Here is a 22,102-nt window from a genome sequence, read left to right on the forward strand (position 1 = left end):
CCCCGGTCTTCCCGCTTCGCCAGGATACGTTAGCATGCCCGCTTGTTTCCCAAGGAGCCGGGCATGGTCCTTCTGATCCTGAAGTTCATTCTGCTGATGGTGGTGATCCTCACCTCCCTGTATTCCGCCCTGATGTATTCCGCCCGCAAGCGCGAGAGCGCCCGGCAGCTGACCGAGCTGCGCGGCCGTGCCGAGCCGCTGCGGCGCCTGTCCCTGGACGAGCGGCAGGCCCTGGCGCCCTTTCTGTTCCGTCCGGACCGCCCCGGCAAGCCGGTGCGCCTGCACAGCGAGGAGGTGTTTCCGCTGAGCGGCGCCTACCACCGTCACGGCATCAGCAGCCAGGGCAACCAGACCTGGCATCACATGATCGGTGGCGTGGAGGTGATTCTGCCGTTCGACGCCGAGCACTTTCTGGACCAGGACAACCAGGCCGAGGTGGTGTTCGCCGACAAGCTGGCGGTGGTGGTGCGTCTCAACGGCTTCGAGCTGCTGGAAGGCGCCGCCCGCGAGCAGCGCCGCGAGACCGCCCGGGACCAATGGCGGCGCGGCGAGTCCGGCCATCTGCAGGACGTGACCCTGGACGATGAAGACGCCCCCGGGGACCCGGCGGACGAAGACCTTCATCGGGTGGAGATTCTGCACCAGCGGGACGAAACCCCGGCGGAGATCGAAGCGCGCCAGGGGCGCGGCCTGGGGCTGCTGTCCGGGCTGTGCTGGTCGCTGGCCTTTGTCGCCGTGGCGCTGGCCGCCAGCCGGCAGAGCACGCTCTGGCTGGGACTGTGGGCGGCGCTGGCCGTGGCCGGGGCGGCCCTCGGGCTGTGGCTGTTCTGGCGACGCTGGCGCCCCGGCCCGGCGGGCAAGGTCAACCGGGTGACCGGCTACCTGAACCTGATGCCGGTGTCGGTGGATGAACAGCGGCAGACCGTTTCCGTGGCGCCGGTGCTGGGCGACAAGTTTCCGTTCTCCCTGCCCGACCACTGGCGCCCGCGCATCGAACTGGAACAGGGCCGGCGGCTGGACCTGGGCCTGCGCGTGGACGACTACTCGGTAGTGGACTATTCGGAGGCCAATACACCGGGGCGCCGTTTTTCCGTGGACGAGGAACAGCGGCGCCATCCGCCGGTGTACTGGGGCCGCCATCTGACCCTGGCCCTGGTGGGGCTGGTGGCGCTGGCCGCCGCCCTGACGGGCCCGGCCCGCCCGGTGCTGGACGCGGCGCAGGCCGGTCAGTGGCTGGCCGGTAGCGTCCCCTTGCCGGTGGACGACCCGGCCTCCCTGGCCACCGACCCGCCGGCGCTGGGGCGACGGCTGATGATCAGCGGCCGGGGCCGTTGCCAGGTCTCCGCCGGCGAGGGCCGTGTCCGTTGCGACCGGGTCCGCTGGGGCGGCGAGGCGCCGGTGCCGCCGGACCTGGAGGTGGACCCGCTGACCCGCTCCCTGCTGAACGGCGAGGTGCTGGAAACCCGCCGGGAGCGTTCCCTGGAGGTGATGGCGCTGATGCGTGGCGGCGGCACCGGTGACCGCCGGCCGCTGGTGGTCAGCAACGCCCGCGCGGTGCTGGCCACCATCGAGGAGGCCTGCCCGGATGACGGCGACCGGGCCTGCGCCGAACTGCGACGCCGGGCGCTCGCCACCTTCTATTTTCCGGCGGCGCCGGAAGAGGAGGACTGGGCCACCCTGCGCCGGCGCCTGGCCGAGGAGGACGATGCCCGGCACCGGGAAGCGGTGGCCCTGCAGGGACGCGTGGAGAATCTGCGTGGCGTCATGCGGCGGGTGGCGGAGCAGCGCCTGCGGCCACTCACCCGGCAACTGGCCGAGGCCCTGGCGGAGCAGCAGCGCGGCGGCGTGGTGCTCGGCACGGTGCGGGGCACCGACCTGATCGCGCTCCCGCAACAGGATCCCCACGGCCAGCGCTGGGACACGTTACGCGCCCTGGCCGGCGAACCGCATGACTTCAAACTGGATGGGGTGGTGGTGCGGCGTGACCACACCGAGGACGGCGCGCCGCTGTGGCTGCTGGACCCGGAGCGGGTGGACCGGGGCGGGCCGGCCCTGGCGAGGCTGCTGTGGGTGGCGGCCGCCGCGGGCCTGCTGCTGGTGCACGGCGTGCTGGCGCTGCGCGGCTATCTGGCCGCGAAAAGCCGGCGCCGGGCGCTGGAGCGCCAGTACCCGGCCTGAAGGCGAGGCGGGCGCCCTAGCGGGCGCCCAGCTCCACCACCGCTTCGATAAAGGCGCGGGCGTGTTCCGGGTCCACTTCCGGCGTGATGCCGTGGCCCAGGTTGAAGATGTGCCCCGGGTGGTCGCCGAAATCGTCGAGGATGCGCTTTACCTCGGCACGAATCGCCGCCGGTGGCGCGTACAGCACCGCCGGATCCAGGTTGCCCTGCAACGCCACCCGGTCGCCCACCCGCCGGCGCGCCTCGCCGATGTTGATGGTCCAGTCCAGACCCAGGGCGTCGCAGCCGCTGTCCGCCATGGTTTCCAGCCACAGGCCGCCGTTCTTGGTGAACAGGATCACCGGCACCTTGCGGCCCTCGTGGTCGCGGATCAGCCCGTCCACGATGCGCTTCATGTAGCCCAGGGAAAATTCCGGGTAGGCCTCCGCCGACAGGGCGCCGCCCCAGGTATCGAAGATCTGCACCGCCTGGGCGCCGTGGCGGATCTGCGCGTTCAGGTAGTCGGTGACCGCCCGGGCCAGCTTGTCCAGCAGGGCGTGGGCCAGCTCGGGACGACCGTAGACCATGCCTTTCAGATGGCGGAAATCCTTGCTGGGGCCGCCTTCCACCATATAGGTGGCCAGCGTCCAGGGGCTGCCGGAAAAACCGATCAGCGGCACCCGGCCGTTCAGTGCCCGGCGGATGGTGCTCACCGCGCGCATCACGTAGTCCAGGTCGCGCTCCGCGTCCGGCACCGGCAGCGCCGCGATGTCCTGCTCGCTGCGCACGGTCTTGCGGAATTTCGGACCTTCACCGGGCTCGAAGTAGAGCCCCAGCCCCATGGCGTCGGGGATGGTGAGAATGTCCGAGAACAGGATCGCCGCGTCCAGCGGGTAGCGCTCCAGCGGCTGCAGGGTCACCTCGCAGGCCAGCTCCGCGTTGCGGCACAGATCCATGAAGGAACCGGCCTTCTCGCGGGTGGCGCGGTACTCGGGCAGATAACGGCCGGCCTGACGCATCATCCACACCGGGGTGCGGTCCACCGGCTCGCGGGCCAGGGCTTTCAGGAAACGGTCGTTCTTCAGTGCGGCATAGGTCATCGGTGAACCCTCTTCTAAAAGTAGGAGCGGCTTTAGCCGCGATTGACCGTCGGACCCGATGCCGGCCAATCGCGCCTAAAGCCGCTCCTACACAGCCTTGCTCTACCGGGCGGGTTAAACGTCCAGGTAGTCGAGAATGCCCTTGGCGGCTTCGCGGCCTTCCCAGATGGCGGTCACCACCAGATCGGAACCGCGCACCATGTCGCCGCCGGCGAAGATTTTCTCGTTACTGGTCTGGAACGGGAACGCCTGCTTCTCCAGCGCGGTGACGCGGCCGGAGTCGTCGGTGGTGATGTTCTTGCCGTCGAACCAGTCCGCCGGGCTGGGGCGGAAGCCGAAGGCCACGATCACCACGTCGGCGGGCAGCACTTCCTCGCTCTCGGGGATCGGCTCGGGGCGGCGGCGGCCGTTGTTGTCCGGCTCGCCCAGTTTGGTTTCCACCACTTTGACACCGACCACCTTGCCGTTCTCGCCGACCACCTCGATGGGCTGACGGTTGAACAGGAACTGCACGCCCTCTTCTTTGGCGTTGGCCACCTCGCGGCGGGAGCCGGGCATGTTTTCCTCGTCACGGCGGTAGGCGCACACCACGCTGTCCGCGCCCTGGCGGATGGAGGTGCGGTTGCAGTCCATGGCGGTGTCGCCACCGCCCAGCACCACCACGCGCTTGCCGCTGACGTCGATGAAGTCCGCCGGGTCTTTCTCGAAGCCCAGATTGCGGTTCACGTTGGCCACCAGGAACGGCAGCGCTTCGTGCACGCCGTCCAGATCCTCGCCGGGGAAGCCGCCCTTCATGTAGGTGTAGGTGCCCATGCCCATGAACACCGCGTCGAACTCCTCGAGCAGCTCGTCGATGGTGATGTCCTTGCCCACCTCGGTGTTGAGGCGGAACTCGATGCCCATGCCCTCGAACACTTCGCGGCGCTTGGTCATCACCGGCTTTTCCAGCTTGAACTCGGGGATGCCGAAGGTCAGCAGGCCGCCGATTTCCGGGTAACGGTCGAACACCACCGGCTTGACGCCGTTGCGCACCAGCACGTCCGCGCAACCGATGCCCGCCGGGCCGGCGCCGATCACCGCCACCTTCTTGTCGGTCCACACCACCTTGGACATGTCCGGACGCCAGCCCATGGCCAGGGCGGTGTCGGCGATGTACTTCTCGGTGGCGCCGATGGTCACCGCGCCGAAGCCGTCGTTCAGGGTACAGGCGCCTTCACAGAGACGGTCCTGCGGGCACACGCGGCCGCACACTTCCGGCAGGGAGTTGGTCTGGTGCGCCAGCTCCACCGCTTCCATCAGGTTCCCCTCGCTGATCAGCTTCAGCCAGTTGGGGATGTAGTTGTGCACCGGGCACTTCCACTCGCAGTACGGGTTGCCGCAATGCAGGCAACGGTGCGCCTGATGCTCCACTTCCCGGGTTTCGAACGGGTAGTAGATTTCCTCGTAGCGTTCCTTGCGCTCCTCGATGTCCTTTTTCTTGGGATCGACCCGCGGAACATCCAGGAACTGAAAGTGATTGTTCAAACGTTCAGCCATGTTCTTCCCCGTTATGCCGGATTGGCGCGCGTGCTCTTGAGCAGGTCTTCCAGGCTGGCCGCCTTGGGTTTGACCAGCCAGAACTTACGGCTCATGGCATCGAAATTATCCAGAATGTGCTGGCCCCACTCGCTGCCGGTCTCGTCCACGAACTCCTGAATCACATGACGCAGGTGGCTGCGATGGGATTCGGTGGACTCGGAGCTGATGCGATGCAGCTCGATCAGTTCCGGGTTGATCCGGTCGAAGAAGTCGTTGTCCTCGTCGAGCACATAGGCGAAGCCACCGGTCATGCCGGCACCGAAGTTGTGGCCGGTGCGGCCCAGCACGGTGACGCAGCCGCCGGTCATGTACTCGCAGCAGTGATCGCCGGCGCCTTCCACCACGGCGTGCACGCCGGAGTTGCGCACGCCGAAGCGCTCGCCGGCGGTGCCGGAGGCGAACAGCTTGCCGCCGGTGGCGCCGTACAGACAGGTGTTGCCGACAATGGCGGTGTCCTGGGTCTTGAACGGGCTGCCCTTGGGCGGGCGGATCACCACCTTGCCGCCGGCCATGCCCTTGCCCACGTAATCGTTGGCGTCGCCTTCCAGGTACAGATGCAGACCGCCGGCGTTGAACACGCCGAAGCTCTGACCGGCGGTGCCGGTGAAGCGCACGCGGATGGGCGCGCTTTCCATGCCCAGGTTGCCGTGGTGCTTGGCGATCTCGCCGGACACGGTGGCGCCCACGGAACGGTCACAGTTGGTGATGGTGTAGTGGAAGGAACCGCCGGACTTGTTCTCCACGGCGGTGCGCATCTCGTCCACCATTTTGGCGTTGAGCAGGCCCTTGTCGAACGGCTCGTTGCGCTCCACCTGGCAATGGGTGGGCTTGTCCGCCGGGATGTGATCGTTACGCAGCATCGGCGTCAGGTCGAGGCGCTTGTGCTTGTCGGTGGTGCCTTCGATGCGCTCCAGCAGATCGGTGCGGCCGATCAGGTCCGGCAGGCTCTTCACACCCAGGGCGGCGAGCAGCTCGCGCACTTCCCGCGCCACGAAGGTGAAGTAGTTGATCAGCATGTCCGGAGCGCCGATAAAGTGATCCTGGCGCAGGTCGTCACGCTGGGTGGCCACGCCGGTGGCGCAGTTGTTCAGGTGGCAGATGCGCAGGTACTTACAGCCCAGCACGATCATCGGCACGGTGCCGAAACCGAACGACTCGGCGCCGAGAATGGCCGCCTTGACCACGTCCAGGCCGGTCTTCAGGCCGCCGTCGGTCTGCAGACGGATCTTGTCGCGCAGGTCGTTGGCGCGCAGCGCCTGGTGCGCCTCGGACAGGCCCAGCTCCCAGGGCGAACCGGCATAGCGGATCGAGGTCAGCGGGCTGGCCGCGGTGCCGCCGTCGTAGCCGGAGATGGTGATCAGGTCGGCGTAGGCCTTGGCCACGCCGGAGGCCACCGTGCCGACACCGGGCTCGGACACCAGCTTCACCGAAACCTGGGCCGCCGGGTTGACCTGCTTGAGGTCGAAAATCAGCTGCGCCAGATCCTCGATGGAATAGATGTCGTGGTGCGGCGGCGGCGAGATCAGAGTCACGCCGGGTACCGAGTGGCGCAGCCGCGCGATCAACGCGTTGACCTTGCCACCGGGCAGCTGGCCGCCCTCGCCGGGCTTGGCGCCCTGGGCGATCTTGATCTGCAGCACTTCCGCGTTGACCAGATAATGCGGGGTCACGCCGAACCGGCCGGACGCGATCTGCTTGATCTTGGAGACGCGCTCGGTGCCGTAACGGGCCGGGTCCTCGCCGCCCTCGCCGGAGTTGGAGCGCCCGCCCAGCCGGTTCATGGCGGTGGCTATGGCCTCGTGGGCTTCCGGGCTGAGCGCGCCCAGGGACATGCCCGCGGAGTCGAAGCGCGGCAGGATGGTTTCGATGGGCTCGACCTGATCCAGATCGATGGCGGTCACGTCCGGGCGCAGCCGCAGCAGATCCCGCAGGGTCGCCACCGGCCGCTCGTTGACCAGCGCCGCGAATTCCTTGTACGCCTCGTAATCGTCGTTCTGGGTGGCACGATGAATGGCGTGCACCACATCCGGATTGAAGGCGTGGTATTCCTTGCCGTGGATGTACTTGAGCACGCCACCGGCGTCCACCGGCTTGCGCTGCTTCCAGGCGTCCTTGGCGACGATCTTCTGATCGTTCTCGAAGTCCTCGTAGGTGGCGCCTTCGATGCGGCTCTGCACGCCGCGGAAACACAGGTCCACCACGTCGCTGGCCACGCCGATGGCTTCGAACAGCTGGGCGCCGCGATAGGAGGTGATGGTGGAGATCCCCATTTTGGAGAGGATCTTCATCAGGCCCTTGTTGATGCCCTTGCGGAAGTTTTTCTGCAGTTCCACCGGGTCACCGAGCAGCTCGCCGCTCTTCACCATGTCGGCGATCACGTCGTAGGCCAAGTACGGATAGACGGCGGTGGCGCCGAACCCGAACAGTACCGCGAAGTGATGGGAATCCCGCGCGGTGGCGGTTTCCACGATGATGTTGGCGTCGCTGCGCAGCCCCTTGGCGGTCAGGTGATGGTGCACCGCGCCGGTGGCCATGAGGGCGTGGATGGTGAGCTGGTCCTGGGCGATGCCGTGGTCGGACAGCACCAGGATCACCTTGCCGTCAGCCACCGCTTTTTCCGCCGCCGCGCACAGATCGCGCACCGCCTGTTCCAGGCCGGTTTCCGGCGGGTAGTGCAGGCTCAGGCGCTCATGGGCGTAGCCGGGCCGCTCGATCTTGAGCAGATTGGTGAACTTGGAGTGCGACAGCACCGGGGTGGCCAGGATCGCGCGGTCGGCGTGATCGGAGGTTTCCTCGAACACATTGCGCTCGGCGCCCACGCAGGTTTCCAGGCTCATCACGATGGCTTCGCGGAGCGGATCGATGGGCGGGTTGGTGACCTGGGCGAACTGCTGCCGGAAGTAGTCGTACAGCGGCCGCTGGCGCTGGCTGAGCACCGCCATGGGGGTGTCGTCGCCCATGGAGCCGGTGGCTTCCTGGCCGGATTCCGCCAGCGGGCGGATCACCTGATCGCGTTCCTCGAAGCTGATCTGGAAGAACTTCTGATAGCTCAGCAGGTCCTGCGGATCGATGTCGTCGGTACGCTCCACCTCGTGGTCGTAGTTGGCCTCGATGCGCAGGGCATTGTCCTTCAGCCACTGGCGGTAGGGATGGCGTACCTTGAGACGGTCGTCGATATCGCGGGTGTGCAGCAGCTCGCCCTTCTCGATGTCCACCGCCAGAATCTGACCGGGGCCGACCCGGCCCTTGGCGACCACGTCCTCGGGCTGATAGCTGTACACGCCGATCTCGGAGGACAGGGTGATGAAACCGTTCTTGGTGATCACCCAGCGGGCCGGGCGCAGGCCGTTGCGGTCCAGCATGCACACCGCGTAGCGACCGTCGGTCATCACCAGACCGGCGGGGCCGTCCCACGGCTCCATGTGCATGGAGTTATATTCGTAGAAGGCGCGCAGATCCGCGTCCATGGTGTCCACGTTCTGCCAGGCCGGCGGCACCATCATGCGCACCGCGCGGAACAGGTCCATGCCCCCGGCGAGCAGCACTTCCAGCATGTTGTCCATGCTGGAGGAGTCGGAGCCGCTGCGGTTGACCAGCGGGCTCAGGTCCGCCAGGTCCGGCAGCAGTTCGTTGTCGAACTTGTTCTGACGGGCCAGCGCCCAGTTGCGGTTGCCCTGGATGGTGTTGATTTCACCGTTGTGCGCCAGGAACCGGAACGGCTGCGCCAGCGGCCACTGCGGCGAGGTGTTGGTGGAGAAGCGCTGGTGGAACACCACGATGGCGGTTTCCATGGACGCGTCGCCCAGGTCCGGGAAGAACGCCGGCAGATCCACCGGCATCATCAGACCTTTGTAGGACACCACCGAAGCGGACAGGGAACAGACATAGAAGTAGCCGTCGTTCTCGATGCGCTTCTCGGCGTGGCGGCGGGCATAGAACAGCCGGCGGTTGAGCTCCTGCTCGGAGCCGTCGTCATCGGCGGACACCAGCACCTGCACGAAGCCCGGCAGGGATTGCCGGGCCAGCTCGCCCAGACAGGACGGGTCGGTGGGCACGTCGCGCCAGCCCAGCACGTTCAGGCCCTGGGCCTGGAGCTGCTCCTCGACGATGGCCTTCTGGGCGCGGGCGCGCTCCGCTTCCGGGTGGGTGAAGATCATGCCCACGCCGTAGCGTTCCGGCAGCGCCACGCCCAATTCGTCCGCCACCTTGCGGAAGAAGGAGTCGGGTTTTTTCAGCAACAGCCCGCAGCCGTCACCGGTTTTTCCGTCGGCATTGATGCCGCCCCGGTGGGTCATGCAGGTGAGCGCTTCGATGGCGGTTTGCAGGAGCTCGTGGCTGGCCTGGCCCTCCATATGGGAGATCAGACCAAAGCCGCAATTGTCCCGGAAATCTCCGGGCTCATAGAGCCCCTGCACCAGCTTGGAATTCTGCTGCATCAAAACCAATCCTCTTGAAATTCAGAGACTTACAGAAGGCGGTACGGGCGTCGAAAAGACAGCGACGGCAAAAAAGGGATAGGCATTCTACACGCTGAGCCCGGGGGCGACAAACGTCGCGAAGGCCCGACCCGGACAGGTCAGGCCGTGAAGCGGTCCGTTTCGGCGACGTTCAGCGCAGTTCCTTACGAATTGCCCCCATGTCCCGGGGGAAGGGGCCGCCCCGGCGCAACGTTTCGGGCAGCGATTCGCGGGCCTTGAGGGCCGCGTCGCGGCTGGAATACGGGCCCGCCAGCACCAGATAGACCTGTTCTCCGCCTCTTTCCGTGCGGTAGTAGGCACCCTCGCGGCCGATCTGGTCAAGCACCGCGCGGGCGCCGTCCTCACGACCGGTGGCCACCAGCTGCAGGAACCACTGATCGTCGCCCCGGGTGGCCAGCCAGTCCTCCTGGCGGTAGCCCAGGCGCGCATCCAGGCCGGACAGTTCCGGCTGGCCGCCGGGCACCGTGCGGTCGTCGGCGGCGGCGGTCTTGGTATCGGCGGTGTCAGCGGCCTTGGTGTCGGCGTTCGAGGCGGGCCGGGACGGCGTGGCCGGGTCCCGCGACGGCGTCGCCGCGGGCGCCTCGGCCGGGACCGGCCTGGTCGGGGTTTCGGCGCGTGCCGGCGCGGCGTCCGGTTCCGTGGGCGGCACCGGAGCGCCACCGGCGGTGGACACCGCCTGCTCGTCGCGGCGGCGGCTTTCCGCCTGCTCGAAATCCGCGGCGTTATCGTGGAATTCCGCCAGGGCGTTGCGGCTGCTTTCCGGATCCGACACCAGACCGTAGTCGTGGCCGTCCTCGCCGGTGCGCGGCGCCAGGCTTTGTTCCGGCGTTTCCGCCGGCGCCGCGTCCACGGTGCTGGCGGGCCCCTGGGGCAGCTCCAGATTCACTACCTTGTCGGCGCGCTCCGTGTCGTCGTCGCCGCTGGCCAGCCACAGCACCAGCACCACCAGAACCAGCGCGCCCACCGCCAGGCCATGACGCCAGGGCACCGGCTTGCGGGCCACCGGCGCGGCCTCGTCGGCGCGCTCGTCCAGCAGATGAAGCACCGTGCCCAGCCGCCCCTGACTGCGCGCCAGAATCTCGTCGGCGTCTTCCCGGTCCAGGGACAGGGCGTAAAAATCGTCGGCCAGCGCGATCACGTCATCACCGTCCAGGGGCGGCAGGCTGAGCGTATCGACCACTTCCAGGCCGCCCGCGCGAACCGCCTCGGCGCTGCCCGGCGCGCCGCCGAACACGTAGGCCAGACGCTGGCCCAGCTTTTCCTTGAGCGAGGCCATGGTGGCCAGCGCCGCCTCCGGCATGCTTTCGGTGTTGTCCACCACCACCACCAGGCGGCTGTGGGCCAGGGCCTGCTTGAGGGTGTCGGCCAACTCCGCCCGCTCGATGCCGAAGTGCACCAGCATGGCGTCGACCACGGCGTTGGCGCCGGGCTCCTCGGCGCCGTCCAGGCGGATCAGTTCGTAGTCGCCGACCAGGGCCATGGACAGCATGCCCAGCAGCGTGGACACTCCGCTGCCGGCCTCCCCTTCCAGTACCACCGTGGCGCTTTCGTGGGCGTGACCGTTCAGCGCGTCGAGCAGGTCGCCGCGCTCCGCGCCCTCGTAGAAAAAGTCCTCATCTCTCACAAAAGGCCTCGAGCGTTCGCGTCAATGCATTCGGATCGTATTCGCCTGTGACCAAAGCGTCGCCGATTTGGTTCAGCAGCACCAGCCGCAGGCGGCCGTTCTGGACCTTCTTGTCCAGGGCCATGAGATCGCTGAAATCCGCCCGGGTCATGCCCGGCGGCGCGGTGACCGGCAGCCGCCAGGCGGCCAGGCTGTCGATCACCCGGCGGCGGTCGGCGGCGTCGACCCAGCCCAGCTCACCGGACATGTGCGCCGCCATCACCATGCCGGCGGCCACCGCCTCGCCGTGCAGCCAGTCCCGGTAGCCGGTGAAGGTTTCCATGGCATGGCCGAAGGTGTGCCCCAGGTTGAGCAGCGCCCGGTTGCCCTGCTCGGTTTCGTCGGCGGCCACCACCTCGGCCTTGTTGCGGCAACTGCGCAGGATGGCTTCCGCCAGCGGCGCTTGCTGGCGGGCGGCCAGGGCCGGCTGATGTTCGATCAGCCAGTCGAAAAAGGCCGGGTCACGGATCAGCCCGTACTTGATCACCTCGGCCATCCCCGCGGCGAATTCCCGATCCGGCAGGGTATCCAGCACGGCGGTGTCGATCACCACGGCGCGGGGCTGGTGAAAGGCGCCGATCATGTTCTTGCCACGGGGGTGGTTGACGGCGGTCTTGCCGCCCACCGAGGAATCCACCTGCGCCAGCAGCGTGGTGGGCACCTGAATAAAATCCACGCCGCGCTGATAGCAGGCGGCAGCGAAGCCCACCATGTCGCCCACCACGCCGCCGCCCAGCGCCACCAGGGTGGTGGTGCGCGAATGGCGGTTCGCCATCAGGGCGTCGAAGATCGTTTCCAGGGTGGCCAGGGTCTTGTGGCTTTCGCCGTCGGGCAGAATCAGGGTGTCGCACTGCAGATCCCCGAGCCCGGCGGTGACCCGCTCCAGGTACAGCGGCGCGATGGTCTCGTTGCTGATCACCATCACCTGGTTGCCGCGCACGTGCTCGCGGATCAGGCCGCCGTCGAGCAGACCGCGACCGATATGAATGGGGTAACTGCGCTCGCCCAGCGCCACATCAAGCTTGTGCATAGTGTCTCGAATCGCCGGTGGGAAGGATCGGCATTATCGGTTGGCGTGTTCGCCCAGACAACCGAGCACCTGATCGGTGACCTTCTTCAGGTTACCGGAAGCGGTGGAGACCACGGCGTGCGCCACTTCGCGGTAAAGCGGGTCGCGTTTTTCCAGCAACGCCTGCAGCTTGCGCTCCGGATCGCCGGTCTGCAACAACGGTCGGTTGCGGTCGTTGCGGGTGCGCGCCAACTGAAGCTCCACCGGCGTCCACAGATAGATCACGCAACCGCGCTCGTGCAGATGACGCCGGTTGTCGTCGTTGAGCACGGCGCCGCCGCCGGTGGCCAGCACGATGCCGTCCAGGGCGGTGAGTTCATTGATCACGTCCCGCTCGCGACGGCGAAAGCCGTCCTCGCCTTCCACGTCGAAGATCCACGGGATATCGGCACCGGTTTTTTCCTCGATGACCCGGTCGGAATCGTAGAAGGGGCGGTCCAGGACCTGAGCCAGGTGGCGGCCCAGGGTGCTTTTGCCGGCACCCATGGGCCCCACCAGAAAGAGAGAGGTTACTGCCTTTTCATTCACCGACTGACCATTGCGTCTTTCACCAGGCGAGGCGTGATAAAGATCAGCAGTTCCTGCTTGTTATCACGGTTCACCTTCTTGCGGAACAGGGCACCCAGCCAGGGAATGTCACCCAGGAAAGGCGTTTTGATCACGGAGTTTACCGTTTCCTGTTGGAAAATGCCGCCCAGAACCACGGTTTCCCCATCATTGACCAGCACCGTGGTTTCCACCCGGTTGGTGTTGATGGCCGGGTTGTCCAGGTTGGTGCCCAGGGAGTCGTTGTTGACCTTGAGCTGCATGATCACGTCGCCTTCCGGGGTCACCTGGGGAGTGACCTCGAGACGCAGTTCCGCCTCGATGAATTCCACCGCCGTGGCGCCGGAGGCGGTGGCCACGTTGAACGGCACCTGCTGACCGGAGGCGATCACCGCCGGCTGCTGGTCGGCGGTGAGCACCTTGGGCGTGGCCACCAGCTCACCGTGCCCCTCGGATTCCAGGGCCGACAGTTCCAGTTCCAGCAGGCCGGAGTCCAGGGAGGTGAAGCCGATGGAGAAGCGGGTGGCGTCGGTGGATTCCACGCCCATGTCCACGATCAGGTCGTTGTTCTGTTCCTCGTCGAACTCCTCGAACTCGCCCAGGGAACCGTCGTCGTCGCGGTCGATGTTGGCGTAATGCAGCTGGCGCAGGGAGGTGTGGCGCCCGGACACGGCCCAGGATTCGCCGTCGCTGTAGAGGCTGTCGGTCCAGCCCAGGCCGCCCCAGCGTACGCCGAACTCATCGGCCACGTTGGTGCTGGCCACCACCACCCGGGCCTCGATCAGCACCTGCTGGACCGGCACGTCCAGACGCTGGATCAGGTCACGAATGTCCTCCAGACGAGAGGCGGTGTCCTGCACGATCAGGGTGTTGGTGCGCTGATCCACGGTCACCGAGCCGCGCTCGCTGACCAGAGAGGAGCCGTCGCCGCCACCCTGGGCGGTGATCAGCCCCTGCAGCTGTTCGGCGCGGGCGTAGTTGATGCTGATGTATTCGGTGCGCAGGGGCGCCAGGGAGGCCAGCTGCTTCTGCGCTTCCAGCTCCTGCTTCTCGCGGGCGGCGATCTCGTCCGCCGGCGCCACCAGCAGCACGTTGCCCACCTGACGCTTGTCCAGGCCCTTGGTCTTGAGGATCAGATCCAGGGCCTGATCCCAGGGCACGCTCTGCAGGCGCAGGGTGATGCGCCCGGACACGGTGTCCGAGGCCACCAGGTTCAGATCGGTGAAGTCGGCGATCAGCTGCAGCACCGAGCGCACCTCGATGTCCTGGAAGTTCAGGGACAGCTTCTCGCCGTCGTACTTGAACGCTTCCCGGCGCTGGCGCTCCTTCTCCGCCGGCGTCAGCGGTTTGACGTTGATGCTGAACAGATTGTCGGCCTGATAGGCCAGGTATTCCCAGGTGCCCTCGGGCTCGATGGTGACCACGGTGCCGCCGTCGGTGCGACGGGTGTCCACGTACTTCACCGGCGTGGCGAAGTCGGTCACGTCCAGCCGGCGCACCAGGTCGTCGGCGATCTCGGCGCCCACGAAGCGGGCGACGATCTTGCCGCCCTCCTCGCTCACGTCCACCGGCATGGAGGCCTTGGACAGGTTGATCATGACCCGGCCCTCGCCGTCGCCGCCGCGACGGAAATCGATGTCGCTGATGGCCGCCTCGCTGGCCACCATCGGCGACGGGCTGGCCGGATCCATGCGCGGCGTGCTCTGGCCGCCCCCCAGGGTGATCACCAGCTGCTGGCCCTCCACCCGGGTTTCGTAGCCGGTCAGCTGCTCCATATTGAAGATCAGCCGGGTGCGGTCCTTGGCCTCCACCACGGTGACGCTGCGCGCATTGCCGGTTCCCAGGTTATGGCGCTTGATGCCCACCGCGCTGTTGGTGTTCAGCAGGTCCAGGGCGATGCGCGCCGGCCGTTCGATGCTGTAGCCCTGCACCTGCGGCGCCCCGCCCTGGAAATCCAGCCGCACTTCCACGCCGTCGCCGGGCAGGGTATTGGCCTGCAGGTCGGTGAGCGTCGCCGCCCGTACCGGGGAAAGCAGGCTCACCCCGACCAGAACCAGCAACGCCGCGAACCAATGCCGGGGCGCTGCGCCTGTTGTTTTCAAATTTAAGAAACTCATAACTGGCATCCCCAGCAGCAGTTAGTCAGCAAGCGTAATATTCCGGGAGCGTTCCACCCAGCCCCCTTGTCCATCCGGCACGATTTCCACCAGCCCGAGCTGGCCGGCGCCCACGTCCACCACGCGCCCGTAGTTCTTGCCCATATGGCTGCCCACCCGCACCCGGGTGACCGCGCCGGAGGGGTCGGCGATCAGCGCTTCCAGCGGATTGCCCGGCCGGGTGATGGTACCGACCATGGCCAGCGAGTCGAGGCTGAACCCTTCCAGGTATTCCTTGGGCCGGCTCAGATCCGGCTCCACCGCGCGGCCTTCCGGCACTTCCAGCAGTTTCTGGTCCTGCGGCGGGCTGAACGGCGGGCGCAGCTTGTGCGCCGCGTAACTGTAGGTGGCGATCGGCTTGAACTCCGGCGGCGGCTCGATGCGGCCGCGCGGTCGCGCCTTGATCTCTTCCAGCCGGGCGTCCAGCTGGCCCAGATTGGCGCCGCCGCCGCAACCGCCGAGCAGGGCCGTTACGGTCACCACCATGATCCCCCGCGCGATGGCGTTTCGTGCTCTCATCTGTGTTCCCCTCAGGAGCGACCCTTCTTCCCGGCCTGTTTCTTATTGCCGTCGCTGCCGTCCCCGCCTTCCGCGTAGCGGTAGGTCTTGGCCGTGATGGCCATGTCCAGCAGCCCCCCGGGCTCCTTGTTGTCGCTCTTCAGCGGTGCGATCTTGAAATCATGGAGCGTGACGATCCGTGGCAGTGCCGCCACCCCGGACACGAATGAGCCGAAGCCGTGGTAATCGCCGATCACCCGGATATCGATGGGCAGCTCGGCGTAGAACTCCTTCTTGACCTCGTCCTTGAGCTCGATGGTCTCGAACTCCAGACCGCTGCCCAGGCCGGTGTGAGTGATGTCCTCGAGCAGGCCCGGCACCTCGGTGTCCCGGGGCAGCTGGCTCTTCAGGGTCTCGAAGCTGGCCTCCATTTCCACCAGCTGCTGGCGGTACTGTTCCAGGTTGTGGGCCTGGAACGCTTTTTTCTCGTAGCTTTCCAGCAGCGAGGCCTCTTCCCGCTCCAGCTGCCCGTGACGCGCGTTCAGATCCTTGATGGCCAGGAAGTAGCCGAGAAACAGAATCGCCCCGAACACCAGGATGGCGGCGCCGATTTTCACCGGCAGCGGCCAGCCGCCCACGTTCTCGAAGTCCAGGCTGTTGAGCTCGTCGATCAGCTCGCGCACATCCAGATTTTTCAGTTCGGACGCTTTCATTGGCCGTCCTCCTGTTCGTCCTCGCCGCGCGGCGAGCCCTGTTTGACGGTGAGCAGGAAGGCGTTGGCCTGGGCCTCGCCATCACTGCCACGGCTGGATTCCAGAGCGCGCACATTGAGCAGGTTGGGCTCGACGAACCAGTCGGAGGCGTCCAGGTTGCGCATCAGCCGGGAAATGCGGTTGTTGGATTCCGCCACCCCCTCGATGGTGTAAGTGTCGCCATTGCGCTCCACCAGGGTGTAATAGACGCCGTCCGGCAGGGTGCGCACCATCTGGTCGAACACATAGACGATGGTGGGCCGGTTGCCCTGCAGCTCCTGAATCACCTTCATGCGCGCCACCAGCTCGTCGCGGCGGCGCTGCAGTTCCTTGATTTCCTTGATCTGGGTGTCGAGCTTGGCGATGGCGCTCTGAATATGGTTGTTGCGGCTCTGCTGGTCGGCGATCTGGCTTTCCACCGCGCCTTTCCAGAGCCAGAAGATCAGCCCGGCGACGATGGCGGCGAAAATCAGCCCGGCCAGGAATTCCTGTTTCTTCTGCTTGCGCCGTTCCTCGCGCCAGGGGAGCAGGTTGATGGTGGTGGTCATTGTTCAAAGCTCCTCAACGCCAGGCCGCAGGCGATCATCAGCGCCGCGGCGTCGTTCGCCAGCGCCCGGGCGTTGACCTTGTTGGCCAGCGCCATGTCGGCGAACGGATCGGCCAGGGAGCACCCGGTTCCCACCTTCTCCTGGATCAGCTCGGGCAGCCCCGGAATCGACGCGGAGCCCCCCGCCAGCAGGATGTAGTCCACTTCGTTGAACTGGGTGGAACCGTAGAAAAACTGCAGGGAACGGTTGATCTGCTGAACGATGGATTCCTTGAACGGAAACAGCACCTCGCTCTCGTAGTCCTCCGGCAATTCGCCGGTCTTCTTGGCGAGCCCCGCCTCTTCCATGGAAATGCCGTAACGGCGCTGAATTTCCTCGGTCAGCTGCTTGCCGCCGAACAGCTGCTCGCGGGTATACACGCTGCGGCTCTGATGGAAGACGTTGAGGGTGGTCATGGTGGCGCCGATGTCGAATACCGCCACCGTATCCAGCTCGCCGGCATTGGGCAGGGTCGGCAGGATCATCTGGAAGGTGCGTTCCATGGCGTAGGCTTCCACGTCCACCACCTTCGGCTGCAGCCCGCCGATTTCCAGGGCGTCGGCGCGCATTTCCACGTTCTCGGTGCGCGATGCCACCACCAGCACCTCGACCCGCTCGGCGTTGTCCTGCACCGGGCCCAGCACCTGGAAGTCCATGCGCACTTCATCGAGGGGGAAAGGAATGTACTGGTCCGCCTCCACCCGCAGCTGGTTTTCCAGGTCGTCCTCGCTGAGCGAGGCGTCCATTTCGATCAGCTTGGTGATGGTGGCGGAGCCGGGCACCGCCACCGCGGCGGTCTTCACCCCCGGCCGGGCACGCCCCACCAGCCGCGCGATGACATCGCCGACCCCTTCCACATCGCTGACGTTCTTTTCCACCACCGCGTTGGCGGGCAGGGGTTCCACCCCGTAGCTCTCCACCTTGTAGCGGCCCCCCGTCCTGGACAGCTCCAGCAATTTGACGGCGGTGGAACTGATATCGATCCCCAGCAGTGTCTGGGCCTTTTTTCTGAGAAAAGGCAGCACAGTCGTCGTCCCATGTGTTTTTTATGGAGGCTTTTTTGCTTCAAAAATATGTAGTTACGTGGCTTTTATGCTCAACCACTTTAGAAATTAGTAATAACAGAACGGATATTAGATCACAACAACCTTTCCACCGTATAATGACCTGCTTCACGGGTCTGCTAGCCCTTTCTTCTGATCGTCAGAGCTATTGCAACAATATGCACTTGACCGCCTCCTGGATCCGGGCCCTCGCGCTCCTCGCCCTCGCCGCCATCACCGGCGCCCTGCTGATCCTCGCCGCTTGTTATCTTTACCTCGCCCCGCAGCTGCCCGCGGCCGTGGCCATTCGTGAAGTGGAGTATCAGATTCCGCTGCGCATCTACACCGCCGACGGCAAGCTGATCGCCGAGTACGGCGAGAAGCGCCGCGAGCCGATCACCTACGACGAGATCCCGCCGCTGTTCGTCAAGGCGGTGCTGGCCGCCGAGGACGAGCGCTTCTTCGAGCACCCCGGCGTGGATCCCAAGGGCCTGCTGCGGGCCGCCCTGGAACTGGTGCGCTATCAGGAAATCCGCTCCGGCGGCTCCACCATTACCATGCAGGTGGCGCGCAACTTCTTCCTCGACCGGGAACAGCGCTTCCTGCGCAAGTTCAACGAGATCGTGCTGGCGATCCAGATCGAGCGCATCCTCAGCAAGGAAGAGATCCTGGAGCTGTACCTGAACAAGATCTATCTGGGCCACCGCGCCTACGGCGCCGAAGCCGCCGCCCAGGTCTACTACGGCAAGCCGATCGGCGAGCTGACCCTGCCGCAGCTGGCGATGATCGCCGGCCTGCCCAAGGCGCCCTCCGCCTACAACCCGATCACCAACCCGGAGCGGGCGCGGCTGCGCCGCAACTGGATTCTGTTCCGCATGGAGGAAACCGGCGCCATCAGCCAGGAACAGATGGAGACCGCCCGCCAGGCACCGGTCACCGCCCGCTACCACGCCGCCAGCCCGGAGGTGGAAGGGGCCTATATGGGTGAGATCGCGCGCATCGCCGCCCAGGACCTGGTGGACAAGGACGTGTACACCGAGGGGGTGCGCATCTACACCACCCTGGACAGCGAACGGCAGAACGCCGCCGTCACCGCCCTGCGCCAGGGCCTGCACGACTACGATGAGCGTCACGGCTACCGGGGCCCGCTGGCCCACATCGACACCGGCGACCTGCCGGACCCGGGCTGGCCACGCCCCCAGGACACCGAAGCGGCGCCGGACCAGGACCAGCCGGAACCGGAACTGGCCAAGGCCACCGAACCGGACGACAGCAACGAGTTGGACGACGACCGGGCGGCCTGGGTGAAACGCTTCGGCGACCAGCCCGCCTATGGCCCGCTGCACACCGCCGTGGTCACCGCCCTGCGCGAGCGCCAGGCGGCGGTGCTGCTGGCGGACGGCAACCAGGCGGTGCTCGAATGGGACGACCTCAAGTGGGCCAGACCCGCCCTCAATAAAGGCTACATGGGCGAAGCGCCGAACCGCGCCGGCGACGTGCTCAAGGTGGGCGACGTGATCTACGTGCGCCCGGTGGGCGACAACCAGGACGCTCACTGGCGCCTGGCCCAGCTGCCCCGCGCCCAATCCGCCATCGTGTCCCTGGACCCGGACACCGGCGCGGTGCAGGCCCTGCAGGGCGGCTACAGCTTCTACGCCTCCAAGTTCAACCGCGCCACCCAGGCCCGCCGCCAGGTGGGCTCGGCGTTCAAGCCGTTCGTGTACACCGCCGCCCTGGAGAACGGCTTCACGCCGGCCACCATCATCAACGACGCGCCGGTGGTGTTCGACAGCAGCGAACTGGACGAAGCCTGGCGCCCCACCGGCGCCAGCGAGCGCTTCTACGGCCCCACCCGGCTGCGCGAGGCGCTCTACCGGTCGCTCAACCTGGTGTCGATCCGTATTCTGCGTCAGGTCGGCATCGGCCAGACCATGAACACCCTCAACCATTTCGGGCTGCCCACCGAGCGCTTCCAGCGGGACCTGTCCCTGGCCCTGGGCAGCGCCTCCCTGACACCCCTGGAGCTGGCCGGCGCCTACGCCATCTTCGCCAACGGCGGCTACCGGGTAACGCCCTACTTCCTGGAACGCATCGAGGACAAGAACGGCAAGGTGCTGTGGAAGGCGCCCCGGGTGGAAAAATGCGAAGCGCCCTGCGCGGTGGTCGACGACGGCGACGCGGTGGCGGAAAGCACCCCGGACCTGGATGAGGACGGCAAACCGATCCAGCCGCCGCCGGTGAAGGCGCCCCGGGTGGAAGACGAGAACATCATCTGGCTGATGAACAGCATCCTTCACGACGTGGTGGAACGCGGCACCGGCCGCGACGCCCGCCGGCTGGGCCGGGGCGACCTGCACGGCAAGACCGGCACCACCAACGACCAGGTGGACGCCTGGTTCTCCGGCTTCTCGCCGGCCCTGGTGGCCACCGTCTGGGTGGGCTTCGACAGCCCCGCCACCCTGGGCTGGGGCGAATACGGCGGCCGCGCCGCCCTGCCGATCTGGATCGACTATATGGGCAAGGCCCTGGACGGCGTGGAGGAGCGGTACCCGCCGCAACCGCCGGGCATCGTGTCGGTGCGCATCGACCCGGAAAGCGGCCTGCAGGCCCGGCCGGACAATCCGAATGCGATCTTCGAGTACTTCCGCGAGGACAATGTGCCGGAGCTGGAGTCGCCGCACAGCAACGACGGCCGCACCCCGGAGCAGATTTTCTAAATCCGTTGAAAGCGACAAGTTAAAAATTGAAAGGCAAAAACAAGAAGGGGGCGCTGCCGATTGGCAGGGCCCCCTTCGCGTTTCAACTTTTCACTTTCAACTTTTAACTGCCGCGCCAGCGGCCTTACAGCTCCGGGAAGATCTCGCTCAGCGAGTTGAGCGGGTAGTGGGACGGGTAGCCCTTGCGCGCCACGCCGGATTCCACCGCCGCGTTGGCCACCGCCGCCGACACCCGGCCCAGCAGACGCGGGTCATTGGGCTTGGGAATGATGTAGTCGGCCCCGAACTTCAGCTCGCCGCCGCCGTAGGCGTCCAGCACTTCCTTGGGCGGCGCCTCGCGCACCAGCTCGGCGATGGCGTGCACCGCGGCGATCTTCATTTCCTCGTTGATGGAGGTGGAGCGCACGTCCAGGGCGCCCCGGAACATGTACGGGAAGCACAGTACGTTGTTCACCTGGTTTGGGTAGTCCGAACGGCCGGTGGCGATGATGGCGTCGGCACGGGCGGCCTTGGCCACCTCCGGGCGGATCTCCGGGTCCGGGTTGGCCAGCGCGAAGATGATCGGCTTGGGCGCCATCTTCTTGACCATCTCCGAGGTCAGCATGTCCGGGCCGGACACGCCGATGAACACGTCCGCGCCATCCACGGCGTCGTCCAGGGTGCGCTTGTCGGTGTCGTTGGCCAGCGCCGCCTTGTACTGATTGAGGTCGTCACGGCGGCTGTGGATCACGCCCTTGCGGTCCAGCACCAGGATGTTTTCCTTGCGCGCGCCCATTTCGATCAGCAGCCGCACGGAGGCGACACCGGCGGCGCCGGCGCCCACGCACACCACCTTGATGTCCTGGATGCGCTTGCCCTGGATCTCCAGGGCGTTGAGCAGACCGGCGCCGACCACGATGGCGGTGCCGTGCTGGTCATCGTGGAACACCGGCACGTCGCACTGCTCCTTGAGCACGCGTTCGATCTCGAAGCATTCCGGCGCGCGGATGTCTTCCAGATTGATGCCGCCGAAGGTGCGGTGAATGCGCATCACGGTGTCGATGAATGCCTGCGGGTCCTCGGCTTCCACCTCGATATCGAACACGTCGATACCGGCGAACAGCTTGAACAGGATGCCCTTGCCTTCCATCACCGGCTTGGAGGCCAGCGCCCCCAGATTGCCCAGGCCGAGGATCGCGCTGCCGTCGCTGATCACCGCCACCAGATTGCCCTTGGACGTGAACCGGTAGGCCAGCTCCGGTTCGCGCGCGATCTCGCGCACCGGCTCCGCCACCCCGGGGCTGTACGCCAGGCTGAGGTCGCGGCTGGTCGCCGCCGGCTTGGTCACCTCAACACTGATCTTCCCCGGACGCGGTTTGGCGTGGTATTCCAGGGCCGCCTTTTTCAGATCCTCGGACATGGGGGTCTCCACAAACACTCAATGACAAAAAACACACTTTGAAAAGCAAAAAGCACCCTGGCGGGTGCTTTTCACAGGCAAGACTTCGAGCTTGTAGTATTTACTTGTTCTTGCCTGAGCGCATCATGCCGAAGCGCTGTTTGAACTTATCGATCTGGCCACCGCTGTCCGCCTGCTTCTGCTTGCCGGTGTAGAAAGGATGGCAGGCGGAGCACACGTCCACTTCGAGGCTGCCGCCACGGGTGGAACGGGTTTCGATCACGTTACCGCAACTGCAGGTCACGGTGACGTCCTGGTAATCGGGATGAATCTCTGGTTTCATAGCAAAGCTCCTTCTGGTGTCGCCACCCGAGCCTCTCG

15 protein-coding genes are annotated in these 22,102 nt (G+C 66.2%); 2 read left to right on the plus strand and 13 right to left on the minus strand.

Annotated elements, in window-relative coordinates; genetic code table 11:
* The first annotated feature begins 63 nt into the window (after nucleotides 1–63).
* The gene (locus IM760_RS06355; protein ID WP_204427695.1) at nucleotides 64–2,178 is read left to right on the plus strand and encodes an IgaA/UmoB family intracellular growth attenuator; all 2,115 of its coding nucleotides are present in this window, start codon (nucleotides 64–66) and stop codon (nucleotides 2,176–2,178) included.
* 16 nt (nucleotides 2,179–2,194) lie between these two features.
* On the opposite strand, the gene hemE is transcribed toward IM760_RS06355, so the two are convergent.
* From hemE to IM760_RS06410, 11 genes are all read right to left on the minus strand, one after another.
* Entirely contained in the window at nucleotides 2,195–3,256 is a 1,062-nt protein-coding gene (gene hemE / locus IM760_RS06360) for a uroporphyrinogen decarboxylase (protein ID WP_204427696.1), read from the minus strand.
* Nucleotides 3,257–3,370: 114 nt separating this feature from the next.
* Nucleotides 3,371–4,792, minus strand: a complete 1,422-nt coding sequence (locus IM760_RS06365; protein WP_204427697.1) for an FAD-dependent oxidoreductase — start codon at nucleotides 4,790–4,792, stop codon at nucleotides 3,371–3,373.
* Between the two features lie 11 nt (nucleotides 4,793–4,803).
* Complete coding sequence (gltB, locus tag IM760_RS06370; RefSeq protein ID WP_204427698.1) at nucleotides 4,804–9,270, minus strand: glutamate synthase large subunit; 4,467 nt, start codon at nucleotides 9,268–9,270, stop codon at nucleotides 4,804–4,806.
* A 172-nt stretch (nucleotides 9,271–9,442) separates the two neighbouring features.
* Nucleotides 9,443–10,936 (minus strand): SPOR domain-containing protein, encoded by a 1,494-nt coding sequence (locus IM760_RS06375; RefSeq protein WP_204427699.1) that lies wholly within the window; start codon nucleotides 10,934–10,936, stop codon nucleotides 9,443–9,445.
* A complete protein-coding gene (gene aroB, locus IM760_RS06380) occupies nucleotides 10,926–12,005 on the minus strand; it encodes a 3-dehydroquinate synthase (protein ID WP_204427700.1) in 1,080 nt (359 codons plus the stop codon). The genes IM760_RS06375 and aroB overlap by 11 nt, the downstream gene beginning before the upstream one ends.
* 33 nt (nucleotides 12,006–12,038) lie before the next feature.
* Nucleotides 12,039–12,572: a shikimate kinase AroK gene (gene aroK / locus IM760_RS06385; RefSeq protein WP_338021372.1), complete on the minus strand. Its 534-nt coding sequence runs from the start codon at nucleotides 12,570–12,572 to the stop codon at nucleotides 12,039–12,041.
* Nucleotides 12,569–14,707 carry a type IV pilus secretin PilQ gene (locus IM760_RS06390; RefSeq protein ID WP_204427702.1) on the minus strand — a complete coding sequence of 713 codons (2,139 nt, stop codon included), beginning with the start codon at nucleotides 14,705–14,707 and terminating at the stop codon, nucleotides 12,569–12,571. Before IM760_RS06390 ends, aroK begins: the two co-directional genes overlap by 4 nt.
* Nucleotides 14,708–14,728: 21 nt before the next feature.
* On the minus strand, nucleotides 14,729–15,265 hold the full coding sequence (locus IM760_RS06395) for a pilus assembly protein PilP (protein ID WP_204427703.1): 537 nt from the start codon (nucleotides 15,263–15,265) through the stop codon (nucleotides 14,729–14,731).
* 11 nt (nucleotides 15,266–15,276) lie between these two features.
* On the minus strand, nucleotides 15,277–15,957 hold the full coding sequence (locus IM760_RS06400; protein ID WP_204427704.1) for a type IV pilus inner membrane component PilO: 681 nt from the start codon (nucleotides 15,955–15,957) through the stop codon (nucleotides 15,277–15,279).
* Entirely contained in the window at nucleotides 15,954–16,544 is a 591-nt protein-coding gene (locus IM760_RS06405; protein ID WP_204427705.1) for a PilN domain-containing protein, read from the minus strand. Before IM760_RS06405 ends, IM760_RS06400 begins: the two co-directional genes overlap by 4 nt.
* Nucleotides 16,541–17,608, minus strand: coding sequence for a pilus assembly protein PilM (locus IM760_RS06410; protein WP_204427706.1), 1,068 nt, complete (start codon nucleotides 17,606–17,608; stop codon nucleotides 16,541–16,543). The genes IM760_RS06405 and IM760_RS06410 overlap by 4 nt, the downstream gene beginning before the upstream one ends.
* 197 nt (nucleotides 17,609–17,805) lie before the next feature.
* Between IM760_RS06410 and IM760_RS06415 the strand changes: the two genes are divergently transcribed.
* Nucleotides 17,806–20,343: a penicillin-binding protein 1A gene (locus IM760_RS06415; protein ID WP_204427707.1), complete on the plus strand. Its 2,538-nt coding sequence runs from the start codon at nucleotides 17,806–17,808 to the stop codon at nucleotides 20,341–20,343.
* A 124-nt stretch (nucleotides 20,344–20,467) separates the two neighbouring features.
* On the opposite strand, the gene IM760_RS06420 is transcribed toward IM760_RS06415, so the two are convergent.
* Both IM760_RS06420 and rpmE read right to left on the minus strand, forming a co-directional pair.
* Complete coding sequence (locus IM760_RS06420; protein ID WP_204427708.1) at nucleotides 20,468–21,742, minus strand: malic enzyme-like NAD(P)-binding protein; 1,275 nt, start codon at nucleotides 21,740–21,742, stop codon at nucleotides 20,468–20,470.
* 100 nt (nucleotides 21,743–21,842) lie between these two features.
* A complete protein-coding gene (rpmE, locus tag IM760_RS06425; RefSeq protein ID WP_204427709.1) occupies nucleotides 21,843–22,064 on the minus strand; it encodes a 50S ribosomal protein L31 in 222 nt (73 codons plus the stop codon).
* Nucleotides 22,065–22,102 lie beyond the last annotated feature (38 nt).

The sequence above is a fragment of the Alloalcanivorax marinus genome, assembly GCF_016906305.1.
Lineage (GTDB): Bacteria > Pseudomonadota > Gammaproteobacteria > Pseudomonadales > Alcanivoracaceae > Alloalcanivorax > Alloalcanivorax marinus.